The sequence below is a fragment of the Cellulomonas sp. P2_B4 genome (assembly GCF_056404795.1).
Genome location: NZ_JBFUDI010000013.1, coordinates 1 through 20,758, shown reverse-complemented (window position 1 = coordinate 20,758; position 20,758 = coordinate 1). Strand labels below are relative to the sequence as shown.

Genomic DNA, 20,758 nt, shown 5'->3' with positions numbered 1-20,758 from the left:
CCTACTCGAACACCACGCGCCGGCCCTGGTCGCGGACCAGGACGCGGGCCTCGGCGATCATCGCGGCGGCCTGCCTGTCGGACACGCCGCGCAGGGCCGCCACGGTGGCCCGGTCCGCCTTCGCGAGCGTCACCACGTCGGTGATGCCCGAGGCGGCCAGCGCGGCGGCGCGGTGCTCGGCGATGCCGTCGATGGCCAGGATCGGGGCGTCGACGCGCACGCGGCTGACGACCGCCGGACCCGAGTAGCTGGCCTGCTGCGCGAGGACCGTGACCTGCGAGGCGGGCCGGACGGCGGCGACGCGGTCGAGCACCTGGAACTGCTGCAGGCGCACCGGCTGGGCGTGCAGCGCCACCCGGCCACCGACGCGGACGCGCTCCGCGCCGCACGTCTGGCACGGGGTCACGGTGACGGGCCGGCCGGCCGGCGACACCGCCGCGACCGCCTTCGTCGCCGGCGTGTGGGAGCCGCAGGACTGGCAGTAGCAGGACTCGCCCTCGGGACCGTCACCGCTCGGGGTGGCCGGGCACAGGCCGCCGGGCGGGACCGCCACCGGTGGTGAGACGCCGGCGTCGAACGTCACCGCGACGTCGGTCATGCGGACCTCGCCGGGCGCCTGGGACGCGAAGTAGAGCCCGACGTCGGCGGGGGCGCCCATCGAGAGCGTGAGCTCACTCAGGACGACGGCCGACCCGGCGGGCAGGACGATGCCGAGGGTCGCCTCCGTCGCGCCGGCCGGCACCGTCCCGCCGGCCGAGCGGCGGTCGAAGTCGAGCGCGTCGAGCGGGACCCGGGCGACCGGGGCCAAGACGGCCCCCGCATCGTCGGTGAACGTCAGGTCGACGGTCACGCCGGGCTCGCCGCTGACCGTCGCGGAGAGCTGCAGGTCGTAGGCGTCGCCCGGGGTCGCGGCGACGTGCTGGCTGACCGTGTCGGGGACCGCGCCGCCGTTGGAGAGCGTCACGCCCGAGCCCGTGGGCGCGGAGGTCGTGGCGGGCGACGACGGGGTCCAGGTCGAGGAGACGACGTCGGCGGACCCGACGAGGCTGACCTTGTCGACGGCCAGGATGAGCTCGGGCGTGAAGAACCGGATCTCGGCCTGGGTGGCGTTCGCGGGTGCGACCAGGACGGCCTCGTGGTGCGGGATGGCGTCCACCGACGGGCGCTTCTCCAGGTCGATCGCGGTGACGGGCACCCGGTCGACCCGCTCGCCCGAGCAGCGGTCGCCCTTCCAGCGCACCTGCGCGACGGCCCCCTCGACGAACGCGATCCCGTCGAACGAGAACCGGTACCGCGCTCCCCCGACGGCGGGCACGACCTGGGACATCGACGACGCCTGGACGGCCGGTGCGGGCTCGCCCGGGGCCGGGTCGGAGGCACGTTCGGTGGGCCTCTTCGACGCCACGGACGCCAGACCCAGCACCGCGAACACCTCGCCGGTCGTCGCGAGTCCCGCGGGTCGCACGGACCCGGCGGTGATCTCCCACTCGGCCGGCACGGCGTCGCCGAGCGTCAGCACGTTGGCGAGCGACGCCCCCGAACCGACGGCGACGGCGTGCGTGCCCGCCGCGTTGATCGCGACGTGGGCGTTGTCGAGGTTCGGCAGGTCGACCGGCCGGTCGCCGGTGAGACGTCGGTCGGACGCGTCGAACGCGACCGCCGACCCACCGGCGATCACGACGCCGATCTGCCCGGTCGGGTCGACGGCGAACGCCTGGGTCGGGCGGTCGTTGTCGACGCCCAGGTCCAGGTCCAGCTCCGTGGACAGGTCGGCCACGCGCAGGTATCGGACCTCCTGCGGGCCGAGCACGAGGATCGACTGCGTGTCCGGCGTCACGGTGACCGCGCGGGCGCCCGGCTGCACGGCGATCTCGTCGGACGTCCCGCTCGCGACGGCCGCGCGGTCGGCGTACGTGACGACGCTCGACGCGGGCACCCCGGTCGCGTCGTCGACCTCGACCAGCAGGACCACGCKCCCGTCGGGCCCGACGGCGAGGTCGACCGGCCTGCCGGTCTCGACGGCCCTCGGAAGCGACGACCAGGGCACCGTCGAGCCCGCCGCGGCGGCCCGCAGGTCGGACCAGCCGACGTGCCGCACAGCCGACGCGATGCCCGCCTGGGTGCTCGTCGCACCCAGCAGGTAGACGCCCTGACCGTCCGGGGCGGCCGCCATCCGACCGATGCCCTCGGGCACCGCGACGGGTGCGCCGACCGGCCGGCCGGTGTCGGTGTCGACGAGCACGAGGACGCCGCGCGGGCCGCCGCTCGCCACCCCGACGACGCGGAGCTGGTCCAAGGAGACCAGGGCGGTCCGGCCCGACGCGTCCACGACGATCGCCCCGGGGGCGCCCACCCCGATGGCCTCGTCGACCTCGGGCATCCGCGTGAACACGTTGGACCGCACGTACCGCGCGGCGACCGTGGAGCCGTCGGACTGCTGCTGCGTGGCCAGGTGGGCGATCGCGCTGTCCGGCCCGAACGCGACGACGCCGAGGAACTCGTCGGGCCGGCGCAACGGGAGCGTGCGGCCGTCCCGCACCACGGTGCCGACCCGGTACCAGTCGACGAAGTCGCCGTTGGCGACGCGCTCCCCACCGCCCGCGGTGGCCCCGGCACCGGCCGACGCGAGCGCGGTGTTCACGGCCCGGGCGACCTCGGGGAAGCCGAGGCCGAAGTCGACGGTGCCCGATGCGGCGAACCGCTGCAGGTCGACGGCAACCTCGGTGCCACCCGCACCGACGCGGAGCTCGAGCGGCAGCTGGAACCCCTCGGTCGTGTGCCGCAGGCGCAGGTGGGCGCCCAGCGCGCCGGACGCGTCGCCGACGACGGCGCGCCACGACAGGCCGCCGTCGCGCGTCAGCTGGAGGACGGGTGGGGGCGGCGGGGTACCGCCGACCGCCGTCGGTGGGGCGGCGCCCGCACCGGTGTCCGGGCCGGCGCTCCACGCGGCGGTCCCCTCGCGGACCTGCAGCACCATCCACCGGCGCTGGCCGGCGACCACCTCGACCTCGGCCGGCAGCGGGACGCTGACCCAGGTGGGGCTGCCCGCGGCGTCACGCGTCAGGCTGACCGTCGCGGGCCGGCTGAGCATCGAGGCGCGGCCCGGCTTGCCGTCGAGGTCGTCGACGAGGTCGATCGCGAGCGTGACGGCCGAGGTCACGGCGGTGAGCAGGAGGTCGACGGACGTGGCCACCTGCGTGCCCGGCAGGACGAACGGCTGGGCGAGCGACTGCCCGGCGGTGACCTGCACGAGCTCGGTCGCGGCCGCACCGGTGACCGGCCCGTAGACGACCCGCGTCTCGGCGAACGCACCCTGCACGCGCCCCACGGTCCCGCCCTCGACGGCGACCATCCCCGGCGGGACGCTGACCGAGAGATTCCCCTGACCGGCGACCGGCGTGCCGTCGTACGCGTACGGCGCCGAGACCGTCCGCACGCCCTCCGGCGACCCGCTGACCGAGAGCGTGAAGTCGAGCTCGAGGGCGAGGTCAAGGCGCGCGATCGTGTCGGAGTGCAGCAGGAACGGCACGACGTAGCAGCCGTTCTCCACGTCCAGCGTGGGCAGCAGGCCGTTGAGCAGGTCGGAGAAGTCGCCGGTGGAGGTCGGGTCCACCAGGTCGCCGAGGTGCGAGAAGAACACCGGGCCGCCCTCGACGGCGAGCGTGAGGTTGCTCGGTGGCGACGACACCCGCACCTGGCTGACGTCGGGCGAGCCCGCGACGGGGATGCGCAGGCCCGTCACGGTCAGTCCGGGCAGGTCCATCGAGTCCGCCGACGCCAGGGCCGGCCCGGAGCCGAGCCCGCCGCTCGTGTTGACGCCCAGGTAGCCGCCGCCGATGTCGACGAACACCGACCCGCCCCCCAGACCCGACCCGGCCAGGGACGCGAGCTTGCGGCGCGCGTGCAGGTCGACCTCGACGGCCCCGTTCGTCGTGACCTTGTTGGCACCCCAGTCCCCCACGCCGCCCGTGAAGCTGAGCGTCTCGAGGAACCGTCGGCCCGCGTCCGTGCTCACGGGCGTCAGCGCGAGCACGGCGCGCGTCACGACGGCCCCCACGGGCACACGCCGCAGGACCAGGCGACGGTCGCGCTCGAACGGCAGCTGCCGCCCGGCGTGACCCGCGACCACGCGCATCGGTGGACCTCTCTCGTCGTCGGAAATCAGGTCGGGAACGGGAAGGAGCAGGACGGGCCGGCTCAGACCTTCAGCAGGATCATCAGCTTGAGCTCGGAGTCGAACTCGCGGGTGCCGATGTACTCGCGGGCCGCCTCCTCGTCGTCGTTGCCGCCCTCGTCGGCGAGCGTGCCGTCCTTCGGCGGGACGTCGTGCACCGCCTCGCCCGTGAACCACACGGCGGTGCGGTTGTTGTCGAGGTGCGAGATGTGGACGTTGGCCGGCTTGGGGAACACCGCCGCCAGGCCGTTGTCGAGCTGCGGGAGCCCGACGAAGTTCTCCGTCCGGTGCGGGCGGAACTGGAAGACGATGTCGTTCCAGTCGCCGTTCGCCTTGAGCTGCTTGACGGTCTGCTGCTCCTTGCAGCACCGCTCGAACCACGGCGAGTGGGAGTACTGGTCGTCGCCGAACTGGTCGTTCGGGTCCTTGTAGAACGCCTTCCAGAACTCGGTCTCCAGGTCGTCGAGCGTCGTCGTGTCGGTGTACGGCACGTCGTAGCGGGCGAGCATGTCCGCGAACGGGATCCCGCGCTCGGGCAGGTCCGGCGCCTGGATGTTCACCGAGATCCGCTTCGACGGGTTGTCCGGGTCGTTGACGCGGACGCGCTTCTCCTCGGAGTTGTGCAGGTAGAAGGTCGCGTAGGTCAGGCGCGTCTCGTCGTCCTCGCGGGTGACGACCGCGAAGTACTCGAGCTTGTAGAGGTCGACCAGCGGTGCGGTCCCGAGCTCGTGCTCGAGGACGGTGACCTCGCCCGCGCGCAGGATCTTGAACAGCTGCTGGTAGCCGCTGCGGCCGCGCACCTCGTCGAGCACGCGCTTGGTGATCTCGTCGGTCAGCGCGTCGAGGTCCTTGCCCTCGAGGTGGTCCGCGTCGTCGGCGCTGGCCACGTGCGTCACCGCGTCGGCGGCGGCCTGCGACGTCGAGCGGATGTCGTCGTGGATCTTGTCCTGCAGGGTGTTCCAGTCCTCGGCGGTCAGCAGGTCGCCGGGGTCGCGCTTCACGTACGGCGCGTCGGTCGTCTCGCTCATGATGTTCCTTCCTCGGGCGGTCTGGGTTGGCCGACTGCCACCCGGTCCCTGGTGACAACTGCACGGATCCCGGCGGCCTTGGCCGTGCCGACGCCCTGGGGGCGCGGCGCGAGGAGGTCGTCGGCGAGGGTGGGCAGCGGCGGTCCGAGCACGGTGCTGCGGGCGTTCTCGAACGCGCTGCCGGTGAAGAAGACGTCGAGGTCGAAGATCGCGGGGCCGGCCACGCGGGCGCTCACCGAGATCCGGTTGCCGTACGTGCCGACCTCGGCCGCGCGCAGCACCAGGAAGCGCGAACCGAAGCCCGGGTCGGCCAGGTACAGCCGCGCGGCCTGGTCCGGCCGGCCGAGCGAGAGGTGCACGGGGTCGCGGAAGGGCAGCGTCACGGCCGACCAGCCGATCGGCACCTGCGCGACGAACATCGGGTCCGCCTCGACCAGGCGCGAGTCCGCGTTGATCCGCGTGACGATGTGGCTCGGGTCGTCGACCGGCTCGGTCACGACGCCCGCGAGATGCTCCGGCTCGCCCGCTCCGAACCGCACCACGCCGAGCTCCTCGCCGAAGCGGACGTCGAGCTCGCGCGGGAGGTTGACCACGAACGAGCCTGCCTCGTGGCTGTCCCACGTGACCTGGACCTGTGCGGTCGCCGCGTGCGGCTCGGTCCCGGCGAACACGGCCGGCACCGCCGACGGGCCGAACCGGCTGAGGTCGAAGATCGCCTCCTCGGAGCAGGAGCCGCCCGCGAACTCGTCGTCGTCGAACACCGCGGAGTCGAACCGCGCCGCCCGGCACTCGGTGTAGCTCCACGTGTTCCGGCCGCGACGGACCGTGAGCGGGTCGGCGCCGGTCACCAGGACCGGGACCTCGTGCGTGGCCCCGCCCACGGCGACCGTCGCGACGACGTCCCCCGACGGCCCGACCTCGAGCACGAGCCGTCCGCCCGCCACGACCGCGCCGTCGATGCGCACCGACCAGCCCGCCGACGGGTCGGCCAGGCGCGGGCCGGCGACCCCTGCGGCGGTGTCGAGCACGACGCGACCAGGCACGGCCGCAGCACCGGTGTTGCTGAACCGCAGCGCCGAGCCGTGCCGGACCGCGGAGGTGACCTGGTCGGTGGCCGGCGGGTACTCCTGCAGGTCCAGGAATCGGACGGGGACCACCTCGACGCGGCTGTCGGGTCCGTCGGACGACGAGACCAGCCGCAGCGTGTCGGCGGGGCCGCGCTGCGCGACGCCGGGCAGCGCCGTGTCGATCGCGACGATGACCTCGCTCAGCATGGTCGCCGACGGGACGACCCCGGCGATGTCCACGTCGACCGGTTCGCCGCCGTCGATCGCCAGCCGCAGCACCGACCGCTCGCTGAGGTCCACGGGTCCGATCAGGTCCACGACCCCGTCGACCGTGGCGGGCCCGGGCGCGACGCCCGAGGCCTGTCGCGGACCGGATCCCAGCACGACAGGTGCCGCGTCCCCCGCACCCGACCGGCCCAGCACCAGGTGGCTGTTCGGTCCCGTCGTCGGGGAGGTGATCTGCAGCGCGACGCCGCCGGGGATCGCGACGGTCGTGGCGTTCGCGGTCGTGGCGGCGTTGATCGCGGCCGCGAGGACGCCAGCGGGGACGGCGCTCGGGTCGTCCGCCGCGGCGGTGAGGTCGACCGTCACCGGGTCCTCGCGGTCCACGGTGAGCACGAGCAGGTGCGCCAGGTGCAGGTCGACGCCGGCCGTCAGGTCGCGCACGCCGACGATCCGGGCCGACGAGGCCGGCAGGCCGACGTAGGTGCGCGGTGCCGAGATGCCGAGCACGGCCGCCGTGGCGTCGGTCCCGGCGGTCGGGGCCTCGATCACCAGCCCGGCCGCAGCCGTGAGGAGCAGGTGCTCACCGTCGTGGGCGGCCAGCGAGCCGCCGAGCGCGAAGTTGATCTGCGCGACGAGCTGGCTCAGCGGCCGGACGGTCGTCGCGACGCCGTCGCCCACGGGCACGTCGACCGGCGCGGCGCCGTCCACGCCGAGCCGCAGGGCCGCGTCCGCGGGAAGGGAGACGCCCTCGGCCAGGTCGACCGTGCCGACGAACCGCACGTTCGCCGCGCCGCGACCCCGGACGTCGTCGGGGACCTGGGCGGGGGCGTCGCCGAGCACGAGGCTCAGGGCGTCGAGCGCCTGCGGGGGTGCCACGACGACGCGCGAGCCGGCGCCCGGGACCGGGTCGGTGAGCGTGACCGTGTGGCCGTCGGTCTGTGCGCTTCCCGCGAAGACGGCGGTGATCCTCTCGACGACCTCGGCCGGTGTGGTCGCGCGCGGGCGGGGTCCGGCGAGGTCGATGTCGACGGGCGCCGCGTCGCCGATGCCGAGCCGCAGCCACCGGTTCACGGTCAGGTCGATGCCCCCGGAGAGGTCGGGCGTCCCGGTCAGCCGGGCCGACGTCGCGGTCGTCCCGGTCGCGCTGCGGGACGTGAACCCGAGCACCGTGGTCGCGGCGTCGTCGGTGACGCGGGCGCGCGTGACGAAGCGGCGTCGCGACGTGCTGGTCAGCGGCCGCACCTCGAGCCGGCCGCCCGCGCCCTCGGTGGGCGACACGAGCACGAGGTGGGCCCCGTCGTCGGAGGCCACCGGGTCGTCGTCGGGCCGGCCGAGCGCGGTGTTGATCGCGGTCGCGATCTCCTCGAGCGTCGCGTGCGTGCGGTCCGCGGCGTGCGAGGTGAGATCGACGTGCACCGGCTCGGCGCCGTCGAGGGCCAGCACGAGGGTGTCGCGGGCGGAGAGGTCCACCGTGCCCGCGAGGTTCGCCGTGCCCGTGACGGCGGCGGTGACCGGCGGCGCGCCGTGCGCGGACCTCGGGCGCAGGCCCATCACCGGCTCGGCGGCGTCGCCGTCCACGTCCTCGACGCGCAGCTGACCGGTCTCCCCCTCGGTCGGCGAGACGAGCGTGACCCGGTCGCCGTCGTGCGACGCGACCGTGGCGCCGACGCCCTCGTTCACCGACGCGACGATCTCGGCGGGGGTCGTGGCGTCGGGATCCAGCCCCGCGATGTCGATCGAGACGGCCGGGTCGGCGTCGACCTGGAGCCGCAGGACCGAGGCCGTGCGCAGGTCGACGCCCAGGCCGATGCTGCGGTCCGAGACGACCGTGGCCTTGCGCGCGGGAGAACCCGTCGCGCCGCGCGGCGCCTGCCCGAGCAGCAGGTCGGCCGCGGGCTGCGCGGCGGGGTCGAGGACCACGAGCGAGCCGGCCGGGCCGAGGGTCGGGGAGGTCAGCGTGAGGAACCGGCCGTCGTCGGAGGCGACGGTGACGCCGAGGGCCGCGTTGATGGCGTCTGTCACGTCGGCGAGGTCCACGGCGGCCGGGTCGGGCGCGAGGGCGGCGCAGTCGATCTCGGCCAGGCGGGTCGCGTCGACGGCCAGGCGCAGGTAGCGCGCGTCGGTGAGGTCGAGGGCCGTCGACAGGTCGGGCGTCCCGACGATCCGCGCGTGCGTCGCCGCGACCCCGAGGTACGACCGCGGCCGCAGGCCGAGCACGAGGTCCGCGACGTCGCCGTCCCCGTCGGCCACCTCGACCTGCGCGGTCGGCCCGGTGGACGACGAGGTGAGCACGAGTCGACCGTCGACGAGCTCCGCCACCCCGGGGAGCTCCGCCTCGATCGCGCCGACGATCTCCGCGGCGGTGACGGCGGCCGGGTCCGCAGCACCGGACGCGAGGTCGACCCGCACCGCCCCGGCACCGTCGAGCGCGAGCCACAGCGCGGACCGCGCGCTCAGGTCGACGCTCTCGGGGAGCACCACCGACCCGGTCAGCGCGGCCGGCGCCGCGGGCAGCCCGATCGACGAGACCGCGGGCACGCCCAGCACGAGCGACGCCGCATCCGCGCCGACCGGCTGCGAGGTGACGAGCACCGGCTCGGGCCGCGACCACCAGGTGTCCAGGGCCTCGTCCTCGATGTGCAGCCCGAGGGCCTCCGCCGTGGTCCGCAGGATCCCCTGCACGGTGACCGTGCTGTCGAGCTGCGTCCTGACGTACCGGCGCAGGTGCTCGCGGAACTCCTCGACGCTCTCGTCGGGCCTCGGCGCCAGGCCGTAGAGGGCGCCGAACCGGGCAAGGTCGAACACCTCGGTCTCGCCCGCATCGGCGAACTCGACCCAGTGCGCCCGCATGACGGCGACGAGGGCGTTCTCGGCGGCCTGGAGCTCCCCGCCGTAGGCGTCCACGAGGGCGCGCAGCGCGGACGGGTCCCCCCGCAGCTTGAACGTCGGCGGGAGGTTGGCCAGGATCCGGTCGGCCTTAGGCACCGGCGTCCTCCGTCCCGACGTCGCCGGGCACCATCTGCAGCGCGATCCACCACGGGTCGCCCGCGACGGTCGCCGACACCTGGAACGTGCCGGCCTCGATCTCGGCGTCGGTGGCGGGTGCCCCGGTGGGACCGAGCAGCAAAGACCGGTCCGGGACGGCGCCGCCGCTCGGCGCCTGGCTGCCGGTCGCGTCGACGGCGGCGACCAGCGCGTCCCGCAGCCCGTCCGGAGGTGCCAGCAGCACCGCCTGCAGGAGCGCGTCGACGAGGGCGCCGTCCCCGTCGGGTCCGGCCAGGTCGGCGCGGGCGACGACGACGTCCGCGATGACCGCGGCGGTCACGTCGTCGACGTCCGTGACGGCCTTCAGCATCGCGGCGCCGTCGGCCGGGTTCCCGCGCGAGAGGCCGTCCACGTAGGCCTGCAGGGCGGCGACGATGTCGGTCCGCACCTGCTCCTTGCCGGGGTTGGACAGCCCGCCGGTGATCGTCGCGCGGATCCGCGGGGTGATGAACACGTACCGCGCGACGAGTGTCGCGAGCACGCCCGCGGCGCGGGTGGTGTGCACGGCGTCGACCAGGCTCGGGAGGCGCTCCGGCTCGGCGTCCACCACGACCGTCACCGTGCCCGGCTCGGAGCGGTTGGCCAGCGGGCTGTTCGGGTCGAAGAACTCGACGGGCGTCCCGCGGCCCTCCCGGATCGCCCGGTCGAGGGCGGCGAGCGTCGCCTTGCCGAGCCCGCGCAGCACGGCCTTGGCGCGCGTGCGCAGCTCGTCGTCCGTCTCGTCGGCGGCCGCCCGCAGCGTGGCGTCGAGGTTGCTCACGCGCTCGATGCCGCCGACCGGCTGCGACATCTCCGTGATCGTCCCGGCGGCCACGAGCCCGGGGTCGCCGGCGAACCCGGTGTCCGCGCGCACGGGCACGTCGATGCGCACCTGACCGCGCTGCAGCGTCCGCACCTGGGTGGTGACGAACACGACCGACCCGCTCGTCGTCGTCAGACGGGTCCCGGCGGGGATCGTGATGTTGCCGTCGACCGTCGGGCTGCGGAAGAACGTGACCAGCCCCTCGGCGAACTCGGCGGTCTTGCGCGTGACGTCGAGGATCGCGACCACGTAGTCGAGCGACTTCGCCGTCGCGAAGTCGACGAACGCCGACAGGTAGGCGAGGTTGATCTGCTCGTAGACCGTGGCGACCTCGCGGCCGACCGCCTCGGTGAGCGTGCGGGTGACCGAGCCGACGTTGATGTCCGACAGGGGCGAGCGGGAGTCGACGCGGAAGTAGTCGACGTAGAAGGTCGAGTCGTCCTTGGGCAGCGTGCCGTCGTCGAGCCACACCACCACGTTGGTGACGGGGCTGAACTCGAAGTCGATCCGCGCCAGGAACGTCCGGGCCTGCCCGTCCTCGGTCATGCCGGTGATGCCCCGGACCCCCGAGGACGGCTCCGCGAGCGCGTAGGTGAGCACCTTGAGGTCGAACCGGATCGGCTCGTTGACCACGCCGCCGACCACCGACGTGAGGATGTCGTCGACCAGGTCCCCGAACGGGCGGTTGACCAGGGTCACCGTGTCGATGTTCACGAGACACCTCCCTCGAGCGGCACGGGGAAGACGAGGTTCAGCTCGGTGACCTGGTCGATCGCCACGACGGCGGCCCGGATGTCGACGAAGGTCGGCTGCCCCGGGCGCGTGTCGACGGTGAGCGAGCGGACCGACGCGACCCGCGGCTCCTCGTTCAGCGCCTGCAGCGCGTAGAGCTTGGCCTTGTTGCGGGTGGTCTCGGTGTTCGGCTCCCCGATCAGCTCGTGCAGGCGGCTGCCGTAGGTGGGGTGGCCGAGGTGCGCGAGCTCTCCCTGCTGCGTGAGGAAGCGCAGGATCAGCGCCTGCTGGAGGTCCTCGACGCCCTCGAGCCTCTGCAGGTCGTGCGGGGACTGCACCGGGTTCGCGGGGTCGAGCTGCTGCGGGCGGACGGCGACGTACAGGTCGTCGCCGCGCTCGCGCTGCTCGGCGTGCTCAAGACCGCCGAGGAGGCGCAGGTCGGCGCCGAACAGGGCTGCCGTCGGCGTGCTCATCGCTGCGTCCTCTCGTTGGTGGGGTTCGGGATCGCGGGCCCGGTCATGGCGGCCACGAGTCGTTCACGAAGGTCGCGGCAGGCGGCCCGATGATCGTCAGCACCCCCGGCGGCGACGGGATCATGTCGCCCATCCGCACCAGGCCGGCGCCGCTCACGGTCACGCCGGTGCTGCCCAGCGGTCCGATCGTCAGCGGGTAGGGCACGCCGGTCACGGAGTTGACCATCAGGCAGATCGACCCGGTGGTGGCCAGCGGCATGCCGCCCGCCGTCAGGAACGGAGGCAGGATCACGAGGATCGTGCCGGTGTCCGGCGCGCCGGCCGCGCCGGGCGTGACCATGACGGAGGCGCCGATGGTGACGGGCATCCCTGGCATCGCTGGTCCTCCTTCCTGGTCGGGTCACGGGGTGAACGACGTCATGCCTTTGACGGAGATCGAGGCGCCCTGGACGGTCGCTCCCGCGGTGCCCTCGAGCGAGGCCATGAGCCCCTTGACGGTCGCGCTCGACCCCGCCTCGGCGGTCAGGCTCGAGCCGGCCTTGACCGACACCGACCCGCCGGCCTCCAGCGTCATGTCGCCCGCCGCCTTGAGCGTGACGTCGCCCGCCGACTCGAGCGTCACGTCGCCGTCCTGGTCCATCACGACGGTCGACGAGCCGGACTTCACGGTGACGGTGCCCCCGCTGGACCCCGACTGGTCGAGGACGAGCTCGGTCTTGCCCGCGGTCGCAGTGACCACGCCGTCGACGATCCGCACCGTGATCTTGGGCGGCATCTCGAAGACCATCTCCCGCTTGGGGTCCTGGTCCTGGTGGTTGCGCAGCGCGTAGAGCACGCTCGCGTCGTCGTCCGCGGCCAGCGGGAGCCGCATGACCATCTCGTCGCTCGTGGACAGCGGCGGCCGGTCGACGTCGTCGTACACGCGGGCCATGACCAGCGGGCTGTTCACGTCGCCGTGGTCGAACGCGACGACCACGAGGTCGCCCACGTTGGGGATCGCGACGGACCCCACGTGGCCGGTCGCCACGGGGACCCGCTTGAGCGCCAGGCCGCTGTTCTTGAGCGTGACGTCGACGCCGTAGTTCCCGTCGTCGTCGGCGTCGCTGTGCGGGTAGACCTCCTCGACGATGCCGAGCTCGGTCACGCGCACGGCCGCCAGCTCGTGACGGACGATCGCGGCGATGGTGTCGACGAGGGTCACGGTGCTCCCCCTCCCGGTGCGGCCGCGGCGGCCGCGGCGCCGACGAGGCTGCGCAGCGTKAGGTCGGTGAGCAGGCCGTCGGCCTTGGTGAGCCGGTGCGTCACGCCGCGCACCTGGTACGTGCCGTCGAGCTGGTCCACGCCGGCGCGCGACGGGAACCGCTCGAGCCGCGCGAGGTCGCCGAGCTTCATCTGCGGACGCCCCTGGATCCGGACCCAGACCTGCAGCGCGGACGCCGTGATCGCGTCGGCGATCCCCTGCGCCGCCACGCCCGCGATCTGCGCGGTGCGCATGACAGGCCGCTCGACCACGAGCGTCGGGCTGCCCGTGCCGGCCGTCCCACGCCGCGACGAGGGGTCGTTGGTGAGCCACGACCACGACTCGTCGCCGCGCGAGGAGCCGGGCGACTCGCCCCACACCTCGACCGTCCCGGCGCGCGGCCGGACCCGGGTCTGCTCGGCGGCCAGGATGTGCTCCCCGTACTTGAGGACATGGACCGTCCGGCTGCCGGTCAGGGCCTCGAACACCAGGCCACCCTCGGGCGTCATGTAGGTGTCGAACCCGGCCAGCTCGGCCAGGTCGCGGATGTGCCGGGCGGCGTCGCGACGACCGTCGACCACGTACGCCGAGAGCGCCGGACCGTCCTCGACGCGCTCGACGTCGACGCCGGCCTCGTCGGCGAGCGCGCGCACGATGTCGCCGGCGGACCCGTCCTCGAACGTCCGGTCGAGCCGGGCGCGCAGCAGGGCGTCGGCGGTGGAGTGCCCGATGATCCGCGCGGTGCGCAGCCCCGGCTCCACCGCGACGACCGTGCCGGTGAGCACCCGCAGCAGCCCGTCGTCCTCGTCGGTGTAGCCGAGCTCGACGGACAGGTCGTCGCCCGGCACCGCCCGCAGCCCGCCGACCTGCCCCTGCACGAGCGTCAGGGAGTCGGCCGGGGTGTCCATGTCGAGCACCACGGTCACCTCGATCGCGGTGCTCGCGCGGGCCTCGGCGGTCGTGTCGACCACGTGGTCGCCGATCGTGAGGCGGTAGCCGGGGCGCAGCATCACGACACCTCGCTCGTCAGCCACCGGGCGAGCTCGGGGCTCGTCGTCGCGGGGTCGAGGGGGTCGACGACCTCGTCGCGGACCGCCTCGCGCAGCTGCTCGTCGGCGGCGAAGACCACGGCCGCCGGCAGCGGCTGGGACCGCACGAGGTTCGGCACGTAGACGCTCACGAGATGCCCGCGCAGCTCTCCGAGCCGCGGGTCGAGCGCGCTGCGGAGCATGGCGCGCACGAGGGAGGCGCGCTGCTCCTGCGGGAAGTCCCCCGTGAACGTGACGTCCTCGTACGCCGACACGAGGTAGGCCTCCTGCGCGGCGACGGAGGTCTGCGGGGACGAGGCGATCTGCATGAGCGTCTCGAACCGTTCGACCGAGGCCTTGAGGGCCTCGCGGGTGGCCACCCAGACGTACCGCGCGAAGATCGCGCCACCGGTGGCCCGCTGCCTCTCGGCCGCCGTGAGCAGCGGGTCCGCGACGAGGTGGCGCCTCTGCAGCGCGACCGCGGCGTGCAGGTCGTCGAGGACTGTCGAGGCCTCGACGAGCTGCGTGCAGTGCTCCTCCGTGAGCGCCACGGCCAGGTCCGTCGACGCGGAGTCGCAGAAGGCGACCAGCCGGGTGCCGATCCTCGTCGGCACCTGGGACCAGAGACCGTGGTAGCCGCCCGGGCGGCGCGCGGCGGCCGTGCGGTCGACGATGTCGACCGTCGCGGTCTCGCCCACGGCGGTTCGAGAGCGTCCGCGCAGCACCTCGAGCACCCGCAGCCCGACCGTGCCCGTCCGGGTCAGCATGGAGCCGTCGTCGACCCACGGCCCGAGGTCCTCGGCCACCACCTCGACGACGACCACCAGGCCGGCGTCGACGATCTCGGAGCTCACGGCGTACTCGCTCATGCCCGCGCATCCCTTGCCAGCTGGTCGGTCGAGGCCGGGAACCGCACCTCGACCGGCGTGGTCGATGCCGCGACGGCGGGATTCGTCGTCGTGGTGCCGGCGATCGTCGTGGTCGGGCCGATGACGACGGCGATCGCCCCGGTACCCGGAGTGACGGTCCACTCGCCCAACTGCGTCCAGCGCACCTGCAGCACGACCGCGTACGCCCGGTCGGCCGGGTCGCCGGTGGCCCCACTGACCGCCGTCCGGTTGGTCCAGACCCCGAGCGTCGAGGAGAACGTCAGTCCGAAGTGGAACTGGCGCAGCGTGGCCGCGGCGAACCCCGGGTGCGTGGCCGGTTCCCCGTCCCCGGGACTGTCGACGGACTCGACGATCCACCGTTCGCCCAGGGCCTGCGGTGTCCGCGACCGGATCCGGCTGCGCGTCAGCGTGGCGGAGTCACCGCCGAGCCCGACGACACCGGCGCCACGGCCCGAGTCGAGCAAGGGGGGCGCGATCAGCGCGGGCGCAGGGTCGCCGGGCTGGAAGATCGGGCTCCCCGCCGTGCCGCCCGTGGCCGCGCCGCGGTTGGACGCGAACACCGTCGGATCCGTGTGTGCGACGCCGCCACCGTCCACGAACGTCCCCGCGATCGCCTCGACCGCGGTCTCGTTGTTGATCCAGCCGCCGAAGAACTGCGCCACCAGGCGTCGGCCGTTCGCGCCGCCGGTCACGAGGTCCACCTGCGCGTTCATGTGCATCGCGGCGGTCGCGGGGGCCGCGATGTTGAACGAGCCCGAGCTCACGTTGATCCCGCCGACCCCGCGCGGCGTGACCGCGAAGTTCGTGCTGCGGGCCACGGAGCTGTCCAGGAACATCGTCGCCCGGCCGAGCACCACGTTGAGCACGAGGTTCGGTTCGCGGTCGATCTTGTGGTCGAACACCCCGTTGCCGTTCCCGTCGACGAACGGCCGCACGTGGAACGTCCCCACGTTGTCGGTGAGCATCGTCGCGGTGGTCGCCCCCGTGGCTGTCACGGTCGGCGCGGCCCCTGCGCTCAGGGCGACGATCCCCGGTGCGTCGTCACCGCCGGACGCCGCCGACAGCCCCCGCGCGCGCTGCGCTCCCCAGAGCACGGGCACCCCCGCGGGCGCCACGGTCACCGAGAGCGTGATCGGCGTCGCCGCGACCACCGAGTTCTCGACCAGGGCGACCGGCGGGTTGACGGTCGGGTCCTCGTCGAAGTCCGCTGCGGCGGGAACCGCGCCGACGGTGACCACGTGCGGCGGGACGGGTGAGTTGCCCAGGCGTGCCGTAGCCGCAGGCGTCGCGGGGATGGTCGCGGTGAGACTGCTCAGCTGGACGACCGTGAGCACGGCGCGGTCGCCGTCGGCCTCGACGGTGTCGATGCCGAGCTGGAGCGACGCGTCCCGCAGCGCCCCGCTGACCGCCGTGCCCTCCACCCAGAACTGGGTGCCCGCCGCCGGTATCGCGGCGTTCGGCAGGTTCACGGGTGCCGGGACGACGGCCTGACCGGCAGCGGCGACCTCGTCGGCGGCCGCGAAGAACCGCGTGCGCGGCGAGAGCGCCGTGAGTACGAGCGTGCCGGTGAAGGCGGCGGGGACGGCCTGCCGGACCGTGACGAGGGCGCGGCCGGCGTGGTTGCCCGTGTCCTGCACCTGCACGAACCGGCCCGGGTTGATCTTCGCGGCCTCGCCCAGCGCCGCCGGCGCGACCCCCGCTGCCGTGCGGCTCTGGTGCAGGTCGAGGAACAGCTCGACCGAGGTCATGGTGTGGGTCGTGCTGTGGCCGGGCGTGCCGTTGACCGTCAGCGCCAGCGTGAGCGTGACGTCGTTGACGGCGGCGCTCGCGGCGCGTCCCTCGGCGAACAGGGTCACGCCTGCGAGCAGCTGCGCCGACGTGAACACGTTGTCGACGCCGTCGAACGTCAGCTCCGTGCCGGCCGTGGCAGCGTCGAAGAAGCGGACCCGGTCGCTGGACCGCGTGAACGTGCCGGTCCCCACGAAGGCGGGGGTGGCGCGCAGCACGACGGGCTTGCGCGCGGGGTTGGTGTGCACCTTCTTCACGACGACGACCGGCGGTCCGGGCGACGTCAGCACCGCGGTCGTCGTCCCGGCGTCGGGCTCGATCCGGCCCGAGATGATCGGGATCACCGACCCGACGGCGCGGTCGACGATGACGATGTCGGCGGGCGCCGACCCGTCGAGCCGGAAGCAGGTCGCGTTGCCCGTGACGTCCGCGAGCGTCTGCGAGCGCGACCGCACGAGGAACGGCCCGTCGACCGAGATGACATACGTTCCGCGGCCCTTCTGCGGCGGGGACGGCGGGAAGGTGAAGCTGCCGTCGTCGGCGGTCCTGCCGGGCACCGGCGTACCCGCGTGCTCGACGCCGGTGGTCGGGACCTCGCCGTTCAGGTACTCGCCGTCGGGCGCCATGAGCACGTAGGACCCCTGCGCGAACGGTGTGCCGTCCTCGAACGTGATCTTCCCCTCGACCGGGAAGGTGCCCGGCTCGGCGGGCACGCGGCACCACGTGCGGTCGGCCGGCGCGGGTCCCGTGGTGCCCGGCGCGTTCGTCGGGCACGGCTCGCCGTACCGCGTGACGAAGCAGCTGCGGCTCGTCGCCGTGCCGTCGTTCAGGCACCAGCCCCCGCCGCCGGCGCCCTCGGGCACGAGCGCGAGCGTCACCGGCTCGGGCACCTGGCACGGGAACGTGTCCTCCTTGACGAACATCAGCTCCGTGCGCCGGTTCGGCCGCCACGCGGTCGGGATGTTCCGCACGGGGTCCTGCTCGCCGACGCCGATCCAGCGCAGCGGCCCGCTGTCGCAGCCGGCCGCGTTCTTGTTGGGCATGAGCTGGGCGGTCGGGAAGTCGATCGCCTCGTGCGCCAGGTACTCCTCGATCAGCACGGGCCACGTGTCGTCGCCGACCACGCCGTCGGGCGTCAGGCCGTGGTCGGACTGGAACTTCCGGATCGCCTCGTCGGTCAGGGCGGCATCCTTGCCGACGTTCCCCTGGAAGCGCCCCAGGTCCTGGAGCATGAACTGGATCTCGCGGGTGCCCCAGGTGTCGCGGACGGTGGTGATCGTGCCGCTCGGGCGGGCCCGGCGCAGCTCGTCCCACTCGGCCACCGACTTCGCCGGGTCGCTGCCGAACGTCATCATCGCGTAGGTGGACCGCCCGCGACGCTCGGACAGCGCCTGGTTGTACTCGTCGGAACCCACGAGGTCCGTGTTGCCGACGATCAGCATCTTCTCGTCGGGGTGCGCCGCCGCGTACGCGCGGACCTGCTGCAGCACGTGCCGCTCGCACGGCTCGACGAACGCCTTGTCGAAGTGGAACGTGATGACGAAGACGGTGCCGATCTTCGAGCCGCGGCGCAGGACGATCGTCGCCTGGGCGGTCTCGCCCTCCCGCACCACGACGTCGGCCGAGCCGGTGAGCGTCTCGTGCTGGCCGGTGGGCGTCGCGTTGTCGTCCACCAGGGCGGTCGCGGTCCAGCTGCCCGCCGGGAACGGGTCCTCGAACCACGTGTCGGGCCGGACGCGGTTGGTCAGCACGCGGGCCGTCCCGCCGGCGGGCGGGTTGGCGTCGACCGAGACCTTGACCCGGTCCATGTCGAACGCCGGGTCGCCCTCGACCACCACCGTGATCGCGAGCTTGCCGTCGGTGACCACCGGCGGCGGGGGCGGCGGGATGATGATCGGCTCTTCGTGGATCGGCTCGGCCTCGGTGAGCTCGCGCAGCGTCAGGTGGTACTCGTAAGCGCTGTCGCGGCCGGCGAGCTCGCGCACGTCCATCCGCTCGATGATCACGTCGTCCACGAGGGTCGCCGACGAGATGTCGGACACGAACGCGACCGGGTCGCCGGCGTGGAACGCGTCCCGCAAGTCCTTGAGGTTGTCCTGCACCTCCGGCTTGGTGAGCACCCCGGTCAGGGACAGGCGCGCGCCGCGGCGGCCCATGTCCTGCAGGAAGTCGCCCTCGAGCGCAGGGACGGGGTGGCGGACGACGACCTGGTCCTCGTCGGTCTCGACGAGCTGGACCTGCTCCAGCTCGAGGTCACCCAGCATGGGACGCACCACGTCTCGCTCCCCTCCTCTCCGTCGCTCGGGCTCGTGCTCGTACCGGTGGGTTGTGTCAGGCCGGCTTGAGGCTCGTCAGGTGGGCAGAGATCGCCGTGATGAGGTCGAGGAGCTCCTGCTTGATCGCGTCCACCGACGGCAGGCCGGTCACGACGTCGGCGACGTCCGCGATCGCGTCGATCGCGGTCGTCTCGTTGGGCAGCAGCTTCTTGGCCGCGTCGAGCAGCGCCGGGATCATCCCCGTGAACGTGGCGACCTCCCCGAGCCCGGGGATCGCCCCGACGTCGAGGTTGTTGATCTCCGTCTTGAGCTTGTCCAGCAGCCCGACCAGCTCGTCGAGCAGCTCGGTGACCTGCGGGACCAGCGACGCGATCGCCTGGATCGCAGGCTTGATGGTGGGGACGTTGTCGTCGAGGAACGTCTTGAACTCGGCCAGCACGGTCTTCAGCTGGTCGAAGAGGCTCTGGTCGGCCATCGGTCTCTCCTGTCGGTTGTCAGTGCTGGTTCGCGCTGATCGCGTCGCGGAAGGCGGCGAGACGTGCGAGCAGGTCGGACAACGGAGTGATGAAGTTCTCCAGTCCTGTCGCGAACGGGACGGCGATGTCGAGGCCGTCGAGCAGGTCGCCGACGAGGTCGCCGGCGTCGCCGAGGATGTCCGCGTCGAGCGCGTCGGTGCTGGCGGGCTCGACCGGCTCGATGAATTCGCGCAGCGTGAGCGCGTAGGCGAACCGGTCCGGGCGGCCCGCGAGCTGGCGGATCTGCAGGTCGTCGATGAGGACCTGCTCGATCGTGGTGTCCGCGGTGATGTCCGCGACGAACGCGACCGGCTGCCCGGTGCGCAGGTCGCTCTTGAGCGTGTCGAGCAGCTCGAGGGCGTGCGTGTCGGTGGCCACCCCGCGCACCGTGACGCCGGTGGGCGCGCGGCCGAGGTTCTGCAGCATCGAGCCGTCCTTGCCGGGAGCCTTGTGCTCGGCGACGGCGCGCAGGTCCGTCGTGGTGAGGTCCTGCACCTGCGGCAGCTCCGTGCCGGCGAGCATCGGTCGCACGTCACACCTCGATCCCGTGCCGACGGGCCGCGTCGTCGAGCACGCGGGTCATCAGGCGTTCCAGGTCCGGCTCGGCCAGCCCCGCGACCGCGCCGGGCGTGGGTCCGGGGACGGCCGGCATCTCGCGGCGGCCGGCGGCCTGGAACGCGCCGCCGAGCCCGGACGCCGCCTCGTCGGACCGGTCGTCGGCGGGCAGCCGCGCGGGTTCGGTGGGCTGCTCGGCGAACCCGCCGAGCGTCCGTACGGCCGTCTCGTCCGTGCGGGGCGTGGGCGTCGGGGCGGGCGTCGGCGGCGTCCCTGCGCGACGACGGCGCGGTGGGACGGGCGCGGCGTCCGAGGGCGTCGCGACGACCCTCGTCGGGACCGCGAGCGCGAGCAGCTGCGCCTTGGTCGGGGTGTCCTGCGGTTCGAGAGGCCGCAGCCCCCGGCGCAGCAGCCGCGCGGTCGGGACGTCGGTGCCCAGCCTGCGCACCAGCCGGTCGGCCACCCCGGGGGCGAACTGCTCCGCGGGCGCGGTGGGCCGCGGCCGACGGACCTGCGGCGTCCGGGGCCGCGGCAGCGACCGCGGCTCCGAGGAGGCGACCTCCAGCGACCTCGTCGGGCCCGCGAGCGCCAGGAGGTGCCCCGCCGGGACCCGGCAGCTCGCCGGCTGGTCGGTGAGCCGCGCCGCCCGGGCGGGCGACCCCGGCACCTCGTCGGGCGGGCAGTCGGGCTCGATCCGCTGCTCGCGCCGGTCGACCGGCGGGAGCGGTGCCGGCACCGAGGTGCGGTGCGCGCCCGGGTCGGGCGTGCGCACCATCGGCTGCTCCGGACGCGCGGGCTGCGGCAGGGGCGTGACCGACGGACGGTGTCGCGGCTGCTGTCCCGGCGGGCAGACCTCCTGCGTCGTCGCCGGCTCCGGGGTGGTCGGGCGCACGCGCGTGCGCGGCGCGGGCGTCGCCGGC

12 protein-coding genes and 1 pseudogene are annotated in these 20,758 nt (G+C 73.9%); all 13 read right to left on the bottom strand.

The annotated features are described in order from the left end of the window. Window position 1 precedes the first annotated feature (1 nt). Window positions 2-4,135 carry a hypothetical protein gene (locus tag AC1DZC_RS17900; RefSeq protein ID WP_477044208.1) on the bottom strand — a complete coding sequence of 1,378 codons (4,134 nt, stop codon included), beginning with the start codon at window positions 4,133-4,135 and terminating at the stop codon, window positions 2-4. 62 nt (window positions 4,136-4,197) lie between these two features. Next, a complete protein-coding gene (locus tag AC1DZC_RS17895; protein ID WP_477044207.1) occupies window positions 4,198-5,202 on the bottom strand; it encodes a hypothetical protein in 1,005 nt (334 codons plus the stop codon). Continuing rightward, window positions 5,199-9,479, bottom strand: coding sequence for a hypothetical protein (locus tag AC1DZC_RS17890; protein ID WP_477044206.1), 4,281 nt, complete (start codon window positions 9,477-9,479; stop codon window positions 5,199-5,201). Before AC1DZC_RS17890 ends, AC1DZC_RS17895 begins: the two co-directional genes overlap by 4 nt. Beyond that, a complete protein-coding gene (locus AC1DZC_RS17885; RefSeq protein ID WP_477044205.1) occupies window positions 9,472-11,055 on the bottom strand; it encodes a baseplate J/gp47 family protein in 1,584 nt (527 codons plus the stop codon). Before AC1DZC_RS17885 ends, AC1DZC_RS17890 begins: the two co-directional genes overlap by 8 nt. Next, window positions 11,052-11,546, bottom strand: a complete 495-nt coding sequence (locus AC1DZC_RS17880) for a GPW/gp25 family protein (protein ID WP_477038912.1) — start codon at window positions 11,544-11,546, stop codon at window positions 11,052-11,054. The genes AC1DZC_RS17885 and AC1DZC_RS17880 overlap by 4 nt, the downstream gene beginning before the upstream one ends. Before the next feature lie 43 nt (window positions 11,547-11,589). Beyond that, on the bottom strand, window positions 11,590-11,922 hold the full coding sequence (locus AC1DZC_RS17875) for a hypothetical protein (protein ID WP_477038911.1): 333 nt from the start codon (window positions 11,920-11,922) through the stop codon (window positions 11,590-11,592). A 24-nt stretch (window positions 11,923-11,946) separates the two neighbouring features. Beyond that, on the bottom strand, window positions 11,947-12,747 hold the full coding sequence (locus tag AC1DZC_RS17870) for a phage baseplate assembly protein V (protein ID WP_477038910.1): 801 nt from the start codon (window positions 12,745-12,747) through the stop codon (window positions 11,947-11,949). Next, the gene (locus AC1DZC_RS17865; protein WP_477044265.1) at window positions 12,744-13,796 is read right to left on the bottom strand and encodes a hypothetical protein; all 1,053 of its coding nucleotides are present in this window, start codon (window positions 13,794-13,796) and stop codon (window positions 12,744-12,746) included. The genes AC1DZC_RS17870 and AC1DZC_RS17865 overlap by 4 nt, the downstream gene beginning before the upstream one ends. Next, window positions 13,796-14,683 (bottom strand): hypothetical protein, encoded by an 888-nt coding sequence (locus tag AC1DZC_RS17860; protein ID WP_477044204.1) that lies wholly within the window; start codon window positions 14,681-14,683, stop codon window positions 13,796-13,798. Before AC1DZC_RS17860 ends, AC1DZC_RS17865 begins: the two co-directional genes overlap by 1 nt. Further along, the gene (locus tag AC1DZC_RS17855; RefSeq protein WP_477044203.1) at window positions 14,680-18,768 is read right to left on the bottom strand and encodes a peptidoglycan-binding protein; all 4,089 of its coding nucleotides are present in this window, start codon (window positions 18,766-18,768) and stop codon (window positions 14,680-14,682) included. Before AC1DZC_RS17855 ends, AC1DZC_RS17860 begins: the two co-directional genes overlap by 4 nt. A 55-nt stretch (window positions 18,769-18,823) precedes the next feature. Further along, on the bottom strand, window positions 18,824-19,243 hold the full coding sequence (locus AC1DZC_RS17850; RefSeq protein ID WP_477038906.1) for a hypothetical protein: 420 nt from the start codon (window positions 19,241-19,243) through the stop codon (window positions 18,824-18,826). A 19-nt stretch (window positions 19,244-19,262) separates the two neighbouring features. Beyond that, window positions 19,263-19,805: a hypothetical protein gene (locus AC1DZC_RS17845; protein ID WP_477038958.1), complete on the bottom strand. Its 543-nt coding sequence runs from the start codon at window positions 19,803-19,805 to the stop codon at window positions 19,263-19,265. 10 nt (window positions 19,806-19,815) lie between these two features. Further along, window positions 19,816-20,758: pseudogene (locus AC1DZC_RS17840) on the bottom strand (hypothetical protein); the annotation flags it as partial.